The sequence below is a fragment of the Rhizobium sp. 268 genome, from assembly GCF_036571585.1.
Taxonomy (GTDB): domain Bacteria; phylum Pseudomonadota; class Alphaproteobacteria; order Rhizobiales; family Rhizobiaceae; genus Rhizobium; species Rhizobium redzepovicii.
Genome location: NZ_JAPPSO010000010.1, coordinates 253320 through 269286, shown reverse-complemented (window position 1 = coordinate 269286; position 15967 = coordinate 253320). Strand labels below are relative to the sequence as shown.

Annotated in this window: 14 protein-coding genes; 5 read left to right on the top strand and 9 right to left on the bottom strand. The window is 61.3% G+C overall.

All coding sequences use genetic code 11. The features are described from left to right. Window positions 1–174: 174 nt before the first annotated feature. Window positions 175–1089 carry a LysR family transcriptional regulator gene (locus OS035_RS21180; protein WP_097626258.1) on the bottom strand — a complete coding sequence of 305 codons (915 nt, stop codon included), beginning with the start codon at window positions 1087–1089 and terminating at the stop codon, window positions 175–177. A gap of 138 nt (window positions 1090–1227) precedes the next feature. Between OS035_RS21180 and OS035_RS21175 the strand changes: the two genes are divergently transcribed. Together OS035_RS21175 and OS035_RS21170 are read left to right on the top strand one after the other, a co-directional pair. Next, on the top strand, window positions 1228–2301 hold the full coding sequence (locus tag OS035_RS21175) for a tartrate dehydrogenase (RefSeq protein WP_310806231.1): 1074 nt from the start codon (window positions 1228–1230) through the stop codon (window positions 2299–2301). A gap of 198 nt (window positions 2302–2499) precedes the next feature. Further along, on the top strand, window positions 2500–2976 hold the full coding sequence (locus tag OS035_RS21170) for an Lrp/AsnC family transcriptional regulator (protein WP_003577877.1): 477 nt from the start codon (window positions 2500–2502) through the stop codon (window positions 2974–2976). A gap of 95 nt (window positions 2977–3071) precedes the next feature. Here the strand turns inward: OS035_RS21170 and OS035_RS21165 are convergent, their stop codons facing one another. Continuing rightward, window positions 3072–4448 carry an aspartate aminotransferase family protein gene (locus tag OS035_RS21165; protein ID WP_310806230.1) on the bottom strand — a complete coding sequence of 459 codons (1377 nt, stop codon included), beginning with the start codon at window positions 4446–4448 and terminating at the stop codon, window positions 3072–3074. Between the two features lie 13 nt (window positions 4449–4461). After that, window positions 4462–5298: a GNAT family N-acetyltransferase gene (locus OS035_RS21160; RefSeq protein ID WP_310806229.1), complete on the bottom strand. Its 837-nt coding sequence runs from the start codon at window positions 5296–5298 to the stop codon at window positions 4462–4464. A gap of 409 nt (window positions 5299–5707) precedes the next feature. On the opposite strand from OS035_RS21160, the gene OS035_RS21155 reads away from it, so the two are divergent. After that, a complete protein-coding gene (locus tag OS035_RS21155) occupies window positions 5708–6376 on the top strand; it encodes a haloacid dehalogenase type II (RefSeq protein WP_097626254.1) in 669 nt (222 codons plus the stop codon). 180 nt (window positions 6377–6556) lie between these two features. Here OS035_RS21155 and OS035_RS21150 read toward each other — a convergent pair whose 3' ends face one another. The 3 genes from OS035_RS21150 to OS035_RS21140 all read right to left on the bottom strand — a co-directional run bounded on the left by OS035_RS21150 (window position 6557) and on the right by OS035_RS21140 (window position 11234). Next, window positions 6557–8014 (bottom strand): NAD-dependent succinate-semialdehyde dehydrogenase, encoded by a 1458-nt coding sequence (locus OS035_RS21150; RefSeq protein WP_183780200.1) that lies wholly within the window; start codon window positions 8012–8014, stop codon window positions 6557–6559. 380 nt (window positions 8015–8394) lie between these two features. Continuing rightward, the gene (locus OS035_RS21145; protein ID WP_331814045.1) at window positions 8395–9849 is read right to left on the bottom strand and encodes an aldehyde dehydrogenase family protein; all 1455 of its coding nucleotides are present in this window, start codon (window positions 9847–9849) and stop codon (window positions 8395–8397) included. Between the two features lie 107 nt (window positions 9850–9956). Continuing rightward, window positions 9957–11234 (bottom strand): NAD(P)/FAD-dependent oxidoreductase, encoded by a 1278-nt coding sequence (locus OS035_RS21140; protein ID WP_097626251.1) that lies wholly within the window; start codon window positions 11232–11234, stop codon window positions 9957–9959. Between the two features lie 278 nt (window positions 11235–11512). On the opposite strand from OS035_RS21140, the gene OS035_RS21135 reads away from it, so the two are divergent. Beyond that, window positions 11513–12223 carry a cupin domain-containing protein gene (locus OS035_RS21135; protein WP_131711255.1) on the top strand — a complete coding sequence of 237 codons (711 nt, stop codon included), beginning with the start codon at window positions 11513–11515 and terminating at the stop codon, window positions 12221–12223. Between the two features lie 106 nt (window positions 12224–12329). Here the strand turns inward: OS035_RS21135 and OS035_RS21130 are convergent, their stop codons facing one another. The 3 genes from OS035_RS21130 to argE are packed head-to-tail and all read right to left on the bottom strand — an operon-like array spanning window position 12330 to window position 14767. Then, window positions 12330–12686 carry a cupin domain-containing protein gene (locus OS035_RS21130; RefSeq protein ID WP_097626250.1) on the bottom strand — a complete coding sequence of 119 codons (357 nt, stop codon included), beginning with the start codon at window positions 12684–12686 and terminating at the stop codon, window positions 12330–12332. A gap of 14 nt (window positions 12687–12700) precedes the next feature. Then, window positions 12701–13624 (bottom strand): 2-hydroxyacid dehydrogenase, encoded by a 924-nt coding sequence (locus OS035_RS21125; RefSeq protein ID WP_097626249.1) that lies wholly within the window; start codon window positions 13622–13624, stop codon window positions 12701–12703. A gap of 15 nt (window positions 13625–13639) precedes the next feature. Continuing rightward, on the bottom strand, window positions 13640–14767 hold the full coding sequence (gene argE, locus OS035_RS21120; protein ID WP_331814044.1) for an acetylornithine deacetylase: 1128 nt from the start codon (window positions 14765–14767) through the stop codon (window positions 13640–13642). A 239-nt stretch (window positions 14768–15006) separates the two neighbouring features. On the opposite strand from argE, the gene OS035_RS21115 reads away from it, so the two are divergent. After that, window positions 15007–15882: a GNAT family N-acetyltransferase gene (locus OS035_RS21115; protein ID WP_183780191.1), complete on the top strand. Its 876-nt coding sequence runs from the start codon at window positions 15007–15009 to the stop codon at window positions 15880–15882. Window positions 15883–15967: the final 85 nt, after the last annotated feature.

The window sequence follows — 15967 nt, the reverse complement described above, 5'->3', positions numbered from 1 at the left end:
TGCATAAGTTGAATTATGGAACTAACGAATCCCGCTCATTTGAGATCGGAGCATGCTTTCTTCGGCATCTTTGACACAGTTTGTCCCTGATACCGCCTTTCGCTGCAATGCGGGACGCAAGACCTCCGAGCGCCTTCAGCGGCATTCAAGCCGGGGCGATCGAGAGCCGGCGTCTCAGGCCGCTGCCGAATATATTTCGAGATTCCGCCTCAGGAGATCAAGCAGCGCGTCTCGTTCGGGATCACGGACTGCTTTCATCCAGGCGACAGCTAGCGGCAGTTTCGGCGTCGTCTGCCCTGCTCCCTCCTGCACCGGCAGAAAGCGAACGCCGGCAGAGGCGAGAGAGGATGTCCACCGCGGGACGATGGCGAGGCCGAGGCCGGCGGCGACCATGCTGACGATGGTTTGCTTTTCATCCGCGACCTGGGCGATATCAGGGTGCAGGCCGGCTGCGGCAAACAGGTTCATCGTCAAATCGTAGCTGTGGGGCCGGGATCGCCTGTCCGGTACGATCAGCGGCGCATTCGCCAGATCGAGGACAGAGACGTTCTTATGGTCAGCGAGTTCATGAGAGGCCGGGACTGCGACGACGGTCGTCTCGGAAAACAGATCCTCGACCGCAAGATGACGGCTCATTCCCGGACGCGGCCTGATAAAAGCCAGATCCAACCCGCCGGCCAGCAGTTTGGGCACGAGCCGAATGGATTTGCCCTCCATCAGCTGGATTTTGACATCGGGGGCGATGGCTCGAAAGTCGTGGATCAGTGTCGGAAGGAGGCCGGCGGCGGCGCTATCGATCGCGCCAATCCGAAGGATGCGGCTGCGCCGGTGATGCCTGGCACGAAATTTTTGACCAAGTTCATCGAGCCGGGCGAGAAGCGGCCTGACCTCCTCCAGCAGCGCTACTCCATCCTCGGTCAACGAGACGCTCCGGGTCGTGCGGCTCAGCAACTGACTTCCGACCGACTCTTCCAGCAGGCGCACATGGCGCCCGAGCGATCCCGGAAGCAACCCGATCCTTTGCGCCGCCCTTCCAAAATGAAGCTCCTCGGCGACGGCAACGAAGCACCTCAACTGCTCCAGCTCCACAGGCAGCCTCCTATTATATCCATAATTTATATAATTCTTTCATCGTTGAGTAAACCGAGAGCTCGGCACTAGGCTTAAGGTAGAACGCGTAGGCCGCGTCGGGTGGACTGGCGCGGAAGAGGTTGCCGGAGCAAATCAATGCGTGAATATTCTATCGCCGCTATTCCTGCGGACGGGATCGGGCCCGAAGTCATTGCCGCCGGGCGAACGGTGCTCGCAAGTCTGGAAAAACGTCTCGGCGATGTGAGATTTGCCATCGAACACTTCGACTGGGGCTCCGACTACTACAAAAGACATGGCGTAATGATGCCTTCCGACGGGCTTGAACGGCTGAAGAAATTCGACGCGATCTATTTCGGCGCCGTCGGCGCGCCGGATGTTCCCGATCATATCACCCTCTGGGGGCTCAGACTGCCGATCTGCCAGGGCTTTGATCAATATGCCAATGTGCGGCCGACCAAGATCCTTCCGGGCATTACTCCTCCGCTGTGCAACTGCGGCGTCGGCGATCTCGATTGGGTGATCGTCCGTGAGAATTCCGAAGGAGAATATTCCGGCCATGGCGGCCGCGCCCATCGCGGCATGCCAGAGGAAGTCGGAACAGAGGTTGCCATCTTCACCCGCGTCGGCGTCACCCGCATCATGCGTTACGCCTTTAAGCTGGCGCAGGCGCGGCCGCGCAAATTGCTGACGGTCGTGACGAAATCGAATGCCCAACGGCACGGCATGGTCATGTGGGACGAGATCGCCGCCGAGGTGGCCGCAGAATTCCCTGATGTCACCTGTGACAAGATGCTGGTCGACGCCATGACGGTGCGGATGACGCTGAAACCGCAGAGCCTCGACACGATCGTCGCGACCAACCTGCATGCCGACATCCTCTCCGACCTTGCCGGCGCGCTCGCCGGCAGCATCGGAGTCGCGCCCACCGCGAATATCGACCCGCAGCGCCGGTTTCCCTCGATGTTCGAACCGATCCATGGTTCGGCCTTCGACATTGCCGGCAAGGGCATCGCCAACCCCATCGCAACCTTCTGGACCGCCGCGCAGATGCTCGACCATCTCGGCGAGCAGGAGGCTTCGGCCCGTCTCATGCGCGCCTTCGAAGCGGTGACAGGCGCGGGTATCCTCACCCCCGACGTCGGCGGTACTGCCACGACCAAAGAGGTTACCGATGCGGTTTGCGACTCGATCCATTCCTCCAATGTTTAGAACAGGGCTGCGTGATGTCACGCACCATCGCCTCGCCGGCGGGCAGCATAAAATGCTGTCGCAGGCCAGGACGTATACTATTCGTCCCGCCAGGAGCCCAAGAAACGCGATCGACTCGCGCTTTCGATGTGGTAGTGTTGGCGGTGTAGCGGCATAATATGCTGCGGCGCTGGCAGGTTCGACAGGCGGAGTGAAGCGATGAAACTCGACCGGATCGATATAAAAATTCTGCATGAGTTGCAGAAGAATGGCCGCGTCACCAATGTCGAGCTCGCCGAGCTCGTCAACCTGTCGCCGAGCCCCTGTCTGATGCGGGTGAAGAAGCTGCAGTCTGAAGGTTATATCGAGGGTTATTCCGCGCAGATCAACGTCGCCAAACTCGGCCAGACGCTGACGGTGTTCACGGAGATCACCCTGAAAAACCACCGGCAGATCGATTTCGCCCGGTTTTTGACAACGGTCGAGAAGATCGACCAGGTGATCGAATGCCATCTGGTCTCCGGCGGCTATGACTATCTCTTGAAATTCGTGACGGCCGGGATCGGCGAATACCAGACGATCATGGAGCGACTCTCCGATATGGAGATCGGCATCGACAAGTATTTCAGCTTCGTCGTCCTGAAATCGCCCATCGTCAAATCGCACATGCCGTTGACGAGCCTGTTTCCGCTTTAGTTCGATCGTCGGCCCGGCCGCGGCGGCAACAAGGTGGGAATGCGCGTGGCATCGCCCTTGTTATAACGTTGCTATGAAACCGCAGCGGGCCGCGGTCAGCCCTTCAGGGTCGCGCGGATATCGGGGTCGGTCAGGGTGTCATCAAGCGTTTTGTGCGTGCGCTCGATGATGGCGTCGATATCGGCGTCGGTGCAGCAGAGCGGCGGCGCATAACCGAGCACGCCATTGGCGAAGGCACGGATGACCAGGCCGTTTTCCCAGGCGCGGTCGAAGACGCGGCGCGCCGGATCAGCGGTCGACGGCAACGGCGTCTTTTTTTCCTTGTCGACCACCAGTTCGATGGCGGCCAGCATGCCACGGCCGCGCACGTCGCCGACAAGCGGATGGTCCTTGAGGCTTTCAAGCCCCTGCATCAGCCGTGCCCCGGCTTTCCGGCCGTTCTCCAGGAGGCCGGTTTCGTAAAGGTTCAGCACTTCGAGACCGACGGCTGCGCTGACGGGATGGGCCGAATAGGTATAACCGTGGCCGACGGCTGCGCCTCCGGCGCCATCCGCGATGGCCTGGTAGACATGATCGGCCATGAAAACCGCGCCCATCGGCACATAGCCCGAGGTCAGACCCTTTGCGGTGGTGATGAAATCAGGAACGATTCCGTCGTCCTCGCATGCAAAGAGCGGGCCGGTGCGGCCGAAAGCGGTAATTACTTCGTCGGCGACAAAGAGGATTCCGAGCTCGCCGCAGAGCGCCCGCATCGCCTTCATCCAGCCCTTCGGCGGCACCAGTACACCGCCCGAACCCTGAATGGGTTCGGCATAAAAGGCGGCGACCCGTTCGGGGCCGATTTCTTCGACCTTGCGGCGCAGTGCCGCGAGCGAGGCGTTGATGATCGCCTGCGAATCCTCACCTACCGGGTTGCGGTAGGCGTAGTGCGAGGGGATTTTATGCTGCCAGTCGAAGGGAATGCCGAAGCCGGCGTGGAACAGAGGAAGCGCCGTCAGTCCTGCCCCGACAGTCGATGAACCGTGATAGCCTTGCTCAATGGAGATGAACTGGTCGCGCTGCGGCTGGCCGCGGGCGATCCAGTAATAGCGGATGAACCGGATCGTGCTGTCGACGGCATCGGATCCGCCCAAGGTGAAGTAAACATGATTGAGATCGCCCGGCGCCCGTTCGGCCAATGCCGCGGCAAGCCGGATCGCCGGTTCCGAACCGAGACCGAAATAAGTGGTGGCATAGGGCAGTTCGCGCATCTGCCGCGCCGCCGCCTCGACGATCGATTCATGACCGTAACCGGCATTGACGCACCACAGGCCGGCAAAGCCGTCGACCAACTGCTTGCCCGAAGCATCGGTCACCGTCGCCCCTTTTGCCGAAGCGAGCACACGCACACCGAGCTTTTCATGGTTGCGGTAGGAGGCGACGGGGTGGACGAGATGGGCGCGGTCGAGTTCGACAAGGGAATTGCTGTACATAATGCTCTCCGGATCAGCCGAGTGCCTGGTTGGCGAGGGCGAAGATGGTGGCGACGGAATCGACGGCTGGGATCGATGGCTTCATCATGGCGATGCCGCCGCCGACATGGGCGAAGCCTTGTTCGGCCAGCCAGCCGGACAGGCCGGCGGCAGTCGTGGTATCGACCCTGAGGAACGCGCCGGGGCGCCGTGCGATGAAATGCGTGACGAGCGCCTTGGCGTCATCCACGTTGCCCGCAATGACGGGGCCGATGACCTCGCCCCGGCCGAAGCTGCGAAGGACCGCAAAACCGCTGACGCTTCCATTGCGGCGGCGTACCACGGCGAGTTCACCGACCTTGGCGAGATATGCGATCAGATCGGCGCGATCGGCGCCGAAGGCCTGTCGATCGAGTTCGGTGATTGCCGAGAAATCGGTCATGGCGGCGGCTGACGTTGCCGTCGGCGCGGCGTGTTCTGCTGCGATGCCTTGATGCTGCAGAATGCGGCCGGTCTGGCGGAAGCCGAGCTTCTCGTAGAGTGGAAGGCCATCGGCGGTCGCTACAAGCCGGAGCGGGCGATCGCCGGCGAGCTCCATTGCGGCATGCATTAGCTTGCGGCCAAGGCCGCGGCCGCGCATGGCTTGATCGACGATGACCATGTTGATCGTGGCGCAGTCTTGCTTGTAGGGGGTGACGAGCACGGTGCCCACCACCCGGTCGCCCTCGATGGCGACGACGCCCTCGCTCAAGGCACGCGCCATCTCCCAGTCTTCAGGCCGATGGGGCCAGCCCGCCTGCCGCGACAGCGTGAGGGCGGCACCCAGGTGTTCGCTGCCGAACGCGGCAAAGTCGATCTGGCTTGTCTGCATGACACTTCCCTTATTCTCCTGAGTGGAAGTGTGAAGGAGTGCGGGTTGGCTAATCGTCTGAAGGCTGCGCCCTGAGCGGTATCTTATCGTTTTCCCTTTGTCGCCTGCCGCATCTTATGCTGGCATGTGGGCGCCACCGGGCGGATCGCGAGCAACATTCGCTGCACGTCGGCAAGCCGGGTGAGTGAGTGCGGCGAGCCGATCAAATCAACAAGCATCATAGAGGCCGACATAGCCATCCTCGCCGTCGTTCAGCCACCGCCAGCGAGCGGGGCACCTACTACCATCTGCCAAAGCCGCCTTTCGATACGCAATAATCTGCTTCGATCGCAGCTACATTCAGGCGAGCCGCGGGGTGGGCCGCGCCTATCATGACTGCGCCCCGGTCCACGCTCCAAAGGATATGTTCATGACCCTCATGCGCCCGAAATACATCACCTTCGACTGCTACGGCACGCTGACCAATTTCCAGATGGCGGAGGCGGCCCGCGACCTTTACGGCAATCAGCTCGACGAGCCGCGCATGGCCGAGTTCGTCCGCAACTTCGCCGCCTATCGCCTCGATGAGGTTCTGGGCGACTGGAAGCCCTATGCCGAGGTCGTTCACAATTCGATCGAGCGCAGCTGCAAACGCAACGGCATCAAGTTCAGGGACGAAGACGCCCGGATGGTCTATGAGCGCGTGCCGACCTGGGGTCCGCATGCGGATGTGCCGGCTGGCCTCGCGAAGGTCGCCAAAGAGATCCCGCTGGTGATCCTGTCGAATGCGATGAATTCGCAGATCATGTCGAATGTCGAAAAGCTCGGCGCTCCGTTCCATGCGGTTTACACGGCCGAACAGGCGCAAGCCTACAAGCCGCGCCTGCAGGCCTTTGAATATATGTTCGATATGCTCGGCTGCGCGCCCGAAGATGTCGTGCACTGCTCCTCGTCATTCCGCTATGACCATATGTCGGCCAACGATATCGGCATCAAGAACAAGGTGTGGGTCAACCGCCGCCATGAACCCGCCAACCCGTTCTATGGCTATGTCGAAATCCCCGACATTTCCGGCCTGCCGGGCGTTTTCGGTCTCTGAACCGTACGAGGAAAAGCGCGGGCGTTTCCGCCCGCGCTTCTTTTGAAGTCATCGGCTGTGCTTGCGGACTGACTGAAGCCGAAGGGTTGCCAACCCTCGTGTGTTGCGGTGGTTGTAAAAAAAAATGGCGCACCCCGCGTGCGCCACATTGCTGGTTCTCGTCCCGTAATCGCTTCAGGCTCAGCTCAGTCCGCCGATATGGAAGCTCTTCATCTCGAGATATTCTTCGATGCCCGCCTGCGCGCCCTCGCGCCCGAGGCCGGATTGCTTGACGCCGCCGAACGGGGCGACTTCGGTTGAGATCGCGCCGGTGTTGAGCCCGATCATGCCGAACTCGAGCGCTTCGCCGACACGCCAGGAGCGCTTGAGGTTTTCGGTGTAGAAATAGGCAGCCAGGCCGAAGGGCGTGCCGTTGGCGATTGCGATTGCCTCGTCTTCCGTCTCGAAGCGGAAGAGCGGAGCAACCGGGCCGAAAGTTTCTTCGCTGGCAAGCAGCATGTCGGTCGTCGCCCCGGTCAGCACCATCGGTGCGGCGTACTGCGAGCCCTCCGCCACGGAGCTTCCCTGTGCGGCGATCTTGGCGCCTTTGGAGAGAGCGTCTTCGACATGGCGGGTGATCTTGTCGATCGCCGCTGCATTGATCATCGGGCCGATAACGTTGCCGGGTTCCGTGCCGGGGCCGACCTTCATGGCGTTGACGCGAGCGCCGAGTTTTTCGGCGAAGGCATCATAGACACCGGCCTGAACCAGGATGCGGTTGGCGCAGACGCAGGTCTGGCCGCCGTTGCGGAACTTGGACAGGATTGCGCCCTCGACAGCGAGATCGAGATCGGCGTCGTCGAAAACGATGAACGGCGCGTTGCCGCCGAGTTCGAGGGAGAGCCGCTTGACGCTGTCGGCAGCGCCGCGCATCAGAAGCGAGCCGATCCGGGTCGAACCGGTGAAGGAGATCTTGCGCACCGTCGCGTTTGCCATGAACTCGTTGCCGATCTCCGTCGGCATGCCGGTGACGATATTGATCACACCTGCCGGAATGCCGGCGCGCTCGGCAAGGACACCCATGGCGAGCGCCGAATAGGGGGTGAATTCTGAAGGCTTGACGACAACCGTACAGCCGGCCGCCAGGGCGGGCGCCACCTTTCGGGTGATCATGGCGATCGGGAAATTCCAGGGTGTCACGATGGCGCAGACGCCGACCGCTTCCTTGAGCACGACGATGCGGCGATCCGGCGTCGGCGAGGGAATGGTATGGCCGCCGATGCGGCGAGCTTCTTCGGCAAACCATTTGACGAAGGAAGCACCGTAACGGATTTCGGCACGCGATTCATCGAGAGGCTTGCCCTGTTCAAGAGTGATGAGCAGCGCCAGATCCTCGAGATTTTCGATCATCAGGGCATACCAGCGCTCGAGCAGAACGGCGCGTTCGGCATTCGTTTTCTTCTTCCACGAGCTGAAGGCGGCATTAGCTGCGTCGATCGCCGCCCGGGTCTCGGCTGTGCCCATGTCGGGAACGGTGCCGAGATTGTCCTGAGTGGCGGGATTGACGACGTTTACCGTCTTGCCCGACGCCGCACGCGACCAGATCCCGTCGATCAGTCCGGCCTGCTGGAAAAGGTCGTTGTCGTTCAAATCGAGCATATCGTTTCCTCTCTGACCATTGGTCGCTGGCTGCAAAAGCCAGCGTCTGGAATGAATTCCGTCTTGGTCGTTATCGCCGGCCTCGACGTGTTCCCGACCAAAGCCTACCGAAACTGAACAAGCAGCATGCATCGACAGTGGGTGCCGGGGCGGTGGAAAATAATGTTTTGAGTGATGAGACAGTCATCTTCGGCTGATGAAGGGGACGCGTTTTTTCCGCCTGGGCGGTGCGCTTTCGACGGATACCAACACCCCCTCACGCCTTTCGGCGTCATGCTAAAGCGCGTCGCGATCTTTCAGCTTCGCTCCACGCGCTTTAGGTCTTTGTTTTTACGCATGTCGTTATCACAAAACCGCTGCACACTTTTGCGCGACTTGCTTTAGAAGTAGCCAAGGATGGATTTGACCTCGAGGTATTCCAGCATGCCCTCAATGCCGAATTCGCGTCCGTTTCCAGATTGCTTAAAGCCGCCAAAAGGCGCGTGTGGATCCCAGGCTGGATAGTTGAGATGCACTTGACCGCAGCGGATCCGTGACGCGACGTCCCTGACGACGTCTGTATTTTTACCCTGCACATGTGCACCCAGACCGTAGACGGTATGGTTGGCGATGGTGATGGCTTCTTCCACCGTGTCGTAAGGAATGAGGCAGAGAACCGGGCCGAAGATTTCCTCCTGGGCGATACGCATATCCGTGCGCACGTCCGAGAAAATTGTCGGTTTGACGTAGAAGCCGGCATTCAGACCGGCGGGACGACCCTCGCCGCCGGTGACGAGCGTCGCGCCTTCCGCAATTCCGACGCCGATCATGGTTTGGATCCGATCGAACTGGGCCCGGTTGGCGATCGCGCCATGGGTGCTGGCTTCTGAAAGGGGATCACCGACAACGATCTCATCTGCGGTTCTTTTGGCGATGGACTCGCTGTTGGAGAGCATCGCGCGCGGCACGATCATACGCGTCGGCGCGCTGCATGATTGGCCGAGATTGCGGAAGGCAGCCGCTACGCCCATGGCAACGGCGCGGTCAAGATCGGCGTCCGGCAGGATCAAGTTCGGCGACTTGCCGCCAAGCTCCTGCGCGACGCGCTTGACGGTCGGCGCGGCTGCCTGGGCCACAGCGATACCGGCACGGGTAGAGCCGGTAATCGAAATCATGTCGACATCCGGATGGGACGCGAGAGCCGAACCGACGCAGGAGCCGTCACCATTGACGAGGTTGAAGACGCCGTTGGGGAAGCCGGCTTCCTCAATCGTTTCTGCAAACAGCAGCGCGCCGAGAGGCGAAAGCTCGCTGGGCTTCAGCACGACGGTGCAGCCTGCGGCGAGCGCCGGCGAAACTTTGGCGGTGATCTGGTAGAGCGGCCAGTTCCAGGGCGTAATCAGTGCGCAGACTCCGATCGGTTCCTGGGCGACGGCGGTGTGGCCGCGCTGCTTGACGAAGGGGAAGGCTTCCAGGAGATCGCGGGCGACCTTCACATGGGCGATCGCCAGCGGCACCTGAGCGATGCGCGCATATCCGATCGCCGCGCCCATTTCGAGACTCAGGCACTGCGCGAACAGTTCGCTGCGCGCTTCGAGCAGCGTCCGCAGGCGATCGAGCAGACCCGCGCGGTATTCCGGCCTGGTCCGGCTCCAGGTGGCGAAGGCCCGCCGGGCGGCGGAAACCGCCGCGTCGACATCCTCGCCGTTGCCGAGCGCAAACTGGGTCACCGTCTCTTCCGTGGCAGGATTGACTACGACGCCCTTGGCGCTGCCTTTGGGTTCGAGCCATTGACCGTCGATGAAGAACTTGCCCAGACGACCGTTGCGGGACAGATGTTCGAGAGGTGTGATCATTGCAAAGTCCTTATGCGGCAACAGGCACGGAGGATCGGCAGGGAATCAGGGGTGGCCGTCCTGCGTTAGGCCATCGGAGCCCGCGCGGGGCGCGGCGCCAGAATCGGTCAGGGCAGCAGGTCCTTCATGCGGTAATAGGTGCCGACGATGGGCAGAAACCACGGGTTTCCGGTATGCATCGGGACGGCGGGCCACGCGAAGCCGTCGAGCGGATTGGCGTCCTTGCGCCCCATCGCCATATTGGCCAGCGCGCTGCCCATGAAGGTCGATAGCTGGGCGCCGTGGCCGGAATAGCCCATGCTGTAAATCACACCCTCGGCGCTGCCTGCGCGGGGATAACGATCCTGCGTGCAGCCGACGAGGCCGCCCCAGCAATAGTCGATCTCGACGTCTGCAAGCTGCGGAAACATGCCGAGCATCTGCTGGCGCAGAAGCTGCCCGGAGCTGACGTCGGTTTTCTGGTTCGATACCGCCGAAAATCTCGCCCGCCCCCCAAACAGCATGCGGTTGTCTGGCGTCAGGCGGAAGTAGTTGGCGATGTTGAGGGAGTTGGTGAAGTTGCGGTTGCCCGGAACTGTCGCCGCGACCTCCTGCGGGGTGAGCGGGCGTGTCGCAATGATGAAGGAAGCGATCGGCATCAGCCTCCGGCGGAAATAGTTAAAGACGCTTGGCGTATAGGCATCGGTCGCCAGGATGACCTGGCGGGCGGTCAGCGAGCCGGTCGGCGTGGTTAGCCGCCATCCATTCGGGACGGGCTCGCGGGCGGTCACCGGGTTGTGTTCCCAGATCGCCGCGCCATGGCGGTGGGCCGCCTGCGCCACGCCGTTGGCGTAGCGCCCCATGTGCATCATGGCGGATTTCGGATAGAGGATCCCGCCATGGAAGGCATCCGATACCACCTCGTTGCGGAGGTCCTCGCGCGTCAGCCATTCGGCTGACGGGTCGACCTCGCGGCGGATTTCTTCGGCCATTGCCTGCAGCTTGCCGACATGAGAGGGCTTCGAGGCAAGCTTGAGCTTGCCGCCCCTGCGGAAGTCGCAGGCGATCTTTTCCTCCTCGACGATGCGTTCGATCATGTCGATCGAGTCGTCATAGGCCCGCCACAAGCGGCGCGCCCGGTCTTCCCCGAGATGCTGCCTGGCGGCGCCGAAGCTTGCGAAATGGCCGCTGTTGAGGTGCCCGCCATTGCGGCCGGACGCACCATAGCCAACGTGTTCGGCTTCCAGCAGAGCGACCTTCACACCGGATTGCGCCAACGTGCGCGCGGCGTTGAGCCCGGTGAAACCGGCGCCGATCACCGCAACGTCGAAATCTCCCGAGACGGGGTCGGCGATGCCTGCGGCGAATGGGATCGAGGTATCATGCCAGTAGGACGCAAATTTCATTGGCGCATGCCTTTATGCTCGTCTGATCCAATGCAGGAAGTATAGGCCTGCTTGCGCTGGAGAGGTGCGGCGCAGGCGGCTTTGTTTCGCAACAATTGCCTGTGTTGGGGGCAGCAAACCAAAGGATATTCTGTTTAAGCGCCAACTCCGCAGCGCGCCCCTTGAAGCCACCGATTAGGATCTATGCAGAATTCGAGCCAGTGCCTGGCAGATTAGCCCTCGGCCCATAGGCAACAGCATCAGCCTATGAATATCTCACCAAAAATGGGAGTGACGTCATGACCGGTAAAACCATTCTCCTCTTCGAGGCGAAAAGCGGATCCGCCCCTGAAGGCAAACGAAAAGCCTTGGGACCAGACGACATATTCGCGGTCGGCCGCGATATCGTCTGGAGCGCCTCGGGCGGCGTTTTCGCCGGATCGGTCCATTGGAATGGAAAAGCCTCGATCGCCGGCTTTCCCCACACGGAATGCCTGGTCGTCGTGGCAGGCCGTCTTGTCCTGCATTCGGGCGGCTCGACGTTTCATCTCACGTCCGGCGACAGCGTGGTCATCGGCCAGGGCGAGGACATTACGGCGGAAGCGGAAAACGGCACGCAGTGGATCTTCTGCGCAACGACCGCGGCGACATCAAGCGCGCAGGGCGTCGTGGCGATCGACAGGGATGTGGCGCTTGCCCCCTCCCCGCCGCCTCCGGCGCAGTTCGTGGAAGGGGACACGCCTCAGTGCCGTCTCTTCAGGGCATTTTCCGACGAAGAGGCCGGCTTTCGGGCTGGTGTCTGGGCGACGACGCCGCACATCCGGATGTCGCGCTCTCATCCCGTCCATGAATTGATGTACATCCTGGAGGGGCAGGCTGATGTGACCGATGGCGACGGGACGCAAACATCGGTTGGCCCGGGAGACGCGATCTTCGTCGGCCGGGGGACGGTGAACCGTCTTTCAATTCAGGGCAACCTCAAGAAGATCTTTGCTATCGCCGAAGGCTAATGCGTGCGCGCTTTAGAGAGTTGGCGGTTCAGCCGCCTCGTGTTTTCAGCACGTGATTGCCGGATATAAGCGGCGTGCCGTTCTTCGGGCGCGCGCCGGCGGCTTCTCAGTCGTAAACGCAGACGTAGATCTTGCGCACGGTTTCGATGGTGCGCCAGACGCCGACAAAGCCAGGCTTCATCACGAAACTGTCGCCGGCGCGATACATCTTTGTCTCGCCGTCTTTTTCGTCGATCTCAATGACACCGGAAATGATGTGGCAGAATTCGTAGACCGTGCCCTTGATGGAATGGTGCTCGCCGGGGGTTGCTTCCCAGATTCCGGTGAGCACTTTTTCGCCTTTTGAGGCATCCTGTGCCCAGGTCTTGTAGGCCGGATTTCCTGAAATCAGCCGTTCCGCATCCGGTACGGCCTGCTTTGGAGTAAAGTTCGGATTTGTGTCGATGGTCTGCAGAAGCGACATGTCATTTTCCTCGTTTAATAACCACGTGTCCGATCGACCAGGCCGATCAGGGTTTCGCCGGCGCGGTGGCGCCGGATATTTTCGATGACCGAATGCGCCGCCGTTTCCGGCTGGGTGACGGAGGCGATGTGCGGCGTGATCGCCACTTTTGGATGGTGCCAGAGCGGATGGTCTGCGGGCAGCGGCTCGGGATCGGTGACGTCGAGCATTGCGGCGGCCAAGCGGCCGCTATCGAGCGCCTCGATCAGCGCCGTCTGGTCGAGCTGCGGTCCGCGGCCCACATGCAGCAGCCTGGCACCGGCCGGCAGCTGGGAGAAGAGCTCGGCATTGAGAATGCCGCGCGTCTCATCGGTCAGCGGCAGCAGGCAGACCAGAATGTCCGTCTCGGCCAGAAAATCGGCAAGTCCATCCGGGCCATGATGGCAGGTGACACCATCGATTTGCTTTTTGCTGCGGCTCCATCCGGCGAGCGGAAATTGGAACGGCTTCAAGCGCTCGATCGCCGCCTGCGCCAAAATGCCGAGGCCGAGGAAACCTATTCTGCGCGCGGTGGCCTGCGGGGCGGCCAGCGTCTGCCACGCAGACTGTTTCTGCAGGTCCCGGTAAGCGAGCATCTCCCGGTGGAGCGTCAGGACCCCAAGAGTGACGTATTCCTGCATCATCCGGATAATGCCATCCTCGACCATACGGACGAGCGCCACATGGTCCGGCAGGCTGTCCTGTTTGAGCTGATCGACGCCGGCGCCGATACAAAACAGCACTTCCAAATTGCGGTAACGCGCGATGTCGCCGGGGACCGTCCAGGTCAGGAGATAGCGCACCTTGTCCGGATCTACCGGTTGGCCCTGTCCGACGAATTCCAGATCCGGAAGCTCGCGGGCAAAAGCTTCCTTGAAAATCGCGCCGCGTGTGGCATCGGAGTTGAAGAGAAACGCCATGGAAATCGCCTTCTTTCAGCCTTCGGCAAGGGAGGCGCCGAGTTTCTCGATCATCGTCTGGCATGCGGCGAGCTCGCCGATCTCGATATACTCGTCGGGCCGGTGCGCACGGGCGATATCCCCCGGTCCGCAAATGATCGAATCGATGCCGGCTTGCTGATAGAGCCCGGCTTCCGTGCCGTAGCTGACCGCGGCCAGCGGCTTCTGCGCCGTCAATTCCGTCAGCAGCGCTGCGAGTTCGCTGCCTTCGGGGAGCGCAAGACCTGGGTAGGCGCTCAACTCATGCCAGCCGACCTCGAATCCCTGGTCTCTGAGGGCCGTGAGCCTGGCTTTTACCGGCTCGAGCAGCGATGACGGCGAGATACCCGGCACGGCGCGAACCTCGATATCGGCGGTGCAGCGATCCGGTATGATGTTGACCGACTGGCCGCCGGCAATGACACCGACCTGCAATGACGAGTAGGGTGGCGCGAAATCGTGGTGGAAAGGGCCGCTCGTCAGGGACCTGCCGTATTCGGCGACCTCTGTGATGAGATTGGCCATGGCATGAATGGCGTTTAATCCGAGATCAGGACGAGAGGAATGACCTGATCGCCCGATCACCTCCAGCCGGACCGCTGCCTTGCCCTTATGCCCCCGCACCGCCTGCATCCGGCTCGGTTCGCCGATGATTGCACCCAGCGGGGCGTTGCACAGCTTCGGCAGCGCCGCGATCAGATGCGGCACCCCGCGGCTGCCTGCCTCCTCGTCATAGGAGAAGGCAAAGTGGATTGGCCGCTGCAAATTCATGGCGGCAAGCTTCGGCAATGCGGCCAGTGCGCAGGCGAGAAAACCTTTCATATCGGTGGCGCCGCGTCCGTAAAGCCTGTCTCCCGCCGCGCGTAGCACGAAAGGATCCGAACTCCATTCCCGTTCACCGGCCGGCACGACATCCATGTGTCCGGACAGAATGTAACCTCGGCCTTCGCGTGGTCCGACGGTCGCGAAAAGGTTGTATCGGTCACCTTCCGGGCCGGGGTGGACCGTCACCTCGGCTCCCGCCTTCCGACAATAGTTGGCTATCCAGTCGGCAATCGCGCCGTTCGTCGTTCCGACGACGGAAGGGAACGCGATCAGCCTCGCAAGAATATCTATGACGTCCATGGGTGACCAAGTTGCCTTTGGAGTGGTCGAGATGCTAACTAGCCTAAGCAAAGGCAGGAGTTTTGCCTGCTGAGTGGGGCCTCGGTTCAGCTGAAGATTTCGAATTGTTGCGGCGAACAAGCCAATCCTGCCGGCCTTGGTGTGCGATATTGTGACTCGGTTGCAATCGGCGCAGGATCAAAGACGCTGTTCACTTCCAGTGGAGTCTGGTGATCTGGCGAACGGAACGGATACCCGAAATGCAAAAATCAGTGCGGCTGAAATCGTTCGAATTGATTGCGCAGGATATCAACAGTGTCGATGTCAGCCTGCTTCACGCATTGTCGATCGGCGTCGGCTGGCCGCACCGGCCGAAGGACTGGGATATCCTGCGGCGTGCGGGCCGCGGCATCGTTGCCGTCGATGGGATCGGACGCGTGTTCGGAAGCGCGATGTGGTTTCCGCATGGGGACGATTTCGCCACGATCGGGCTGGTGATCACATCGCCGCGCACGCAGGCGCAAGGGACCGGCCGATGGCTCATGGAGCAGGTGTTCGAGCAGTGCGGCGACCGCGATCTGAGCCTGAATTCAACCCATGCGGCTTACAGACTCTATGTTTCGCTCGGCTTCACCAAGGAAGCGATTGTCTATCAATACCAGGGAGATGTCGCGCCCAAGCTCCCTCCCCTGCCGGAGCTGAACGGGCAATTGAGCGAATTGTCAAATGACAATGTCGAGGAGATCAACGCTCTCGATACGCGCGCTTTCGGCACCGATCGCGGCAAATTGCTGGCTTTACTTGCCGAAGGTGCTTCCGTTTGCACACTCCGGCGGGGTGACGAAATCGTCGGCTATTCCATGTGCCGCGAGTTCGGACGCGGCCATGTGGTCGGCCCGATCGTGGCAAGCAATGATCAGGACGCGATCCATCTTACCGCCGTGCATCTCAAGGATCTGGCTGGCCGCTTCGCGCGCGTCGATACGCGGGAAAAAGGCCTCTTCGCCGAGTTCCTTCAACAAAGCCGGCTGGCCGTCTCGGAAACCGTGACGACCATGTCCAAGGGGCGGCGTTTCCTGAACAGGAAGAATGGGGAGCCGGCGGTTTACGGCCTGGCCGGCCATGCCGTCAGCTAGAGAATGACACTGACAAATGTTGCTCGATGTCCTGTCGATGACGGTGGCTGAGAAGCCGTCCGTGGCGTCGCATCGAACAGCCCTC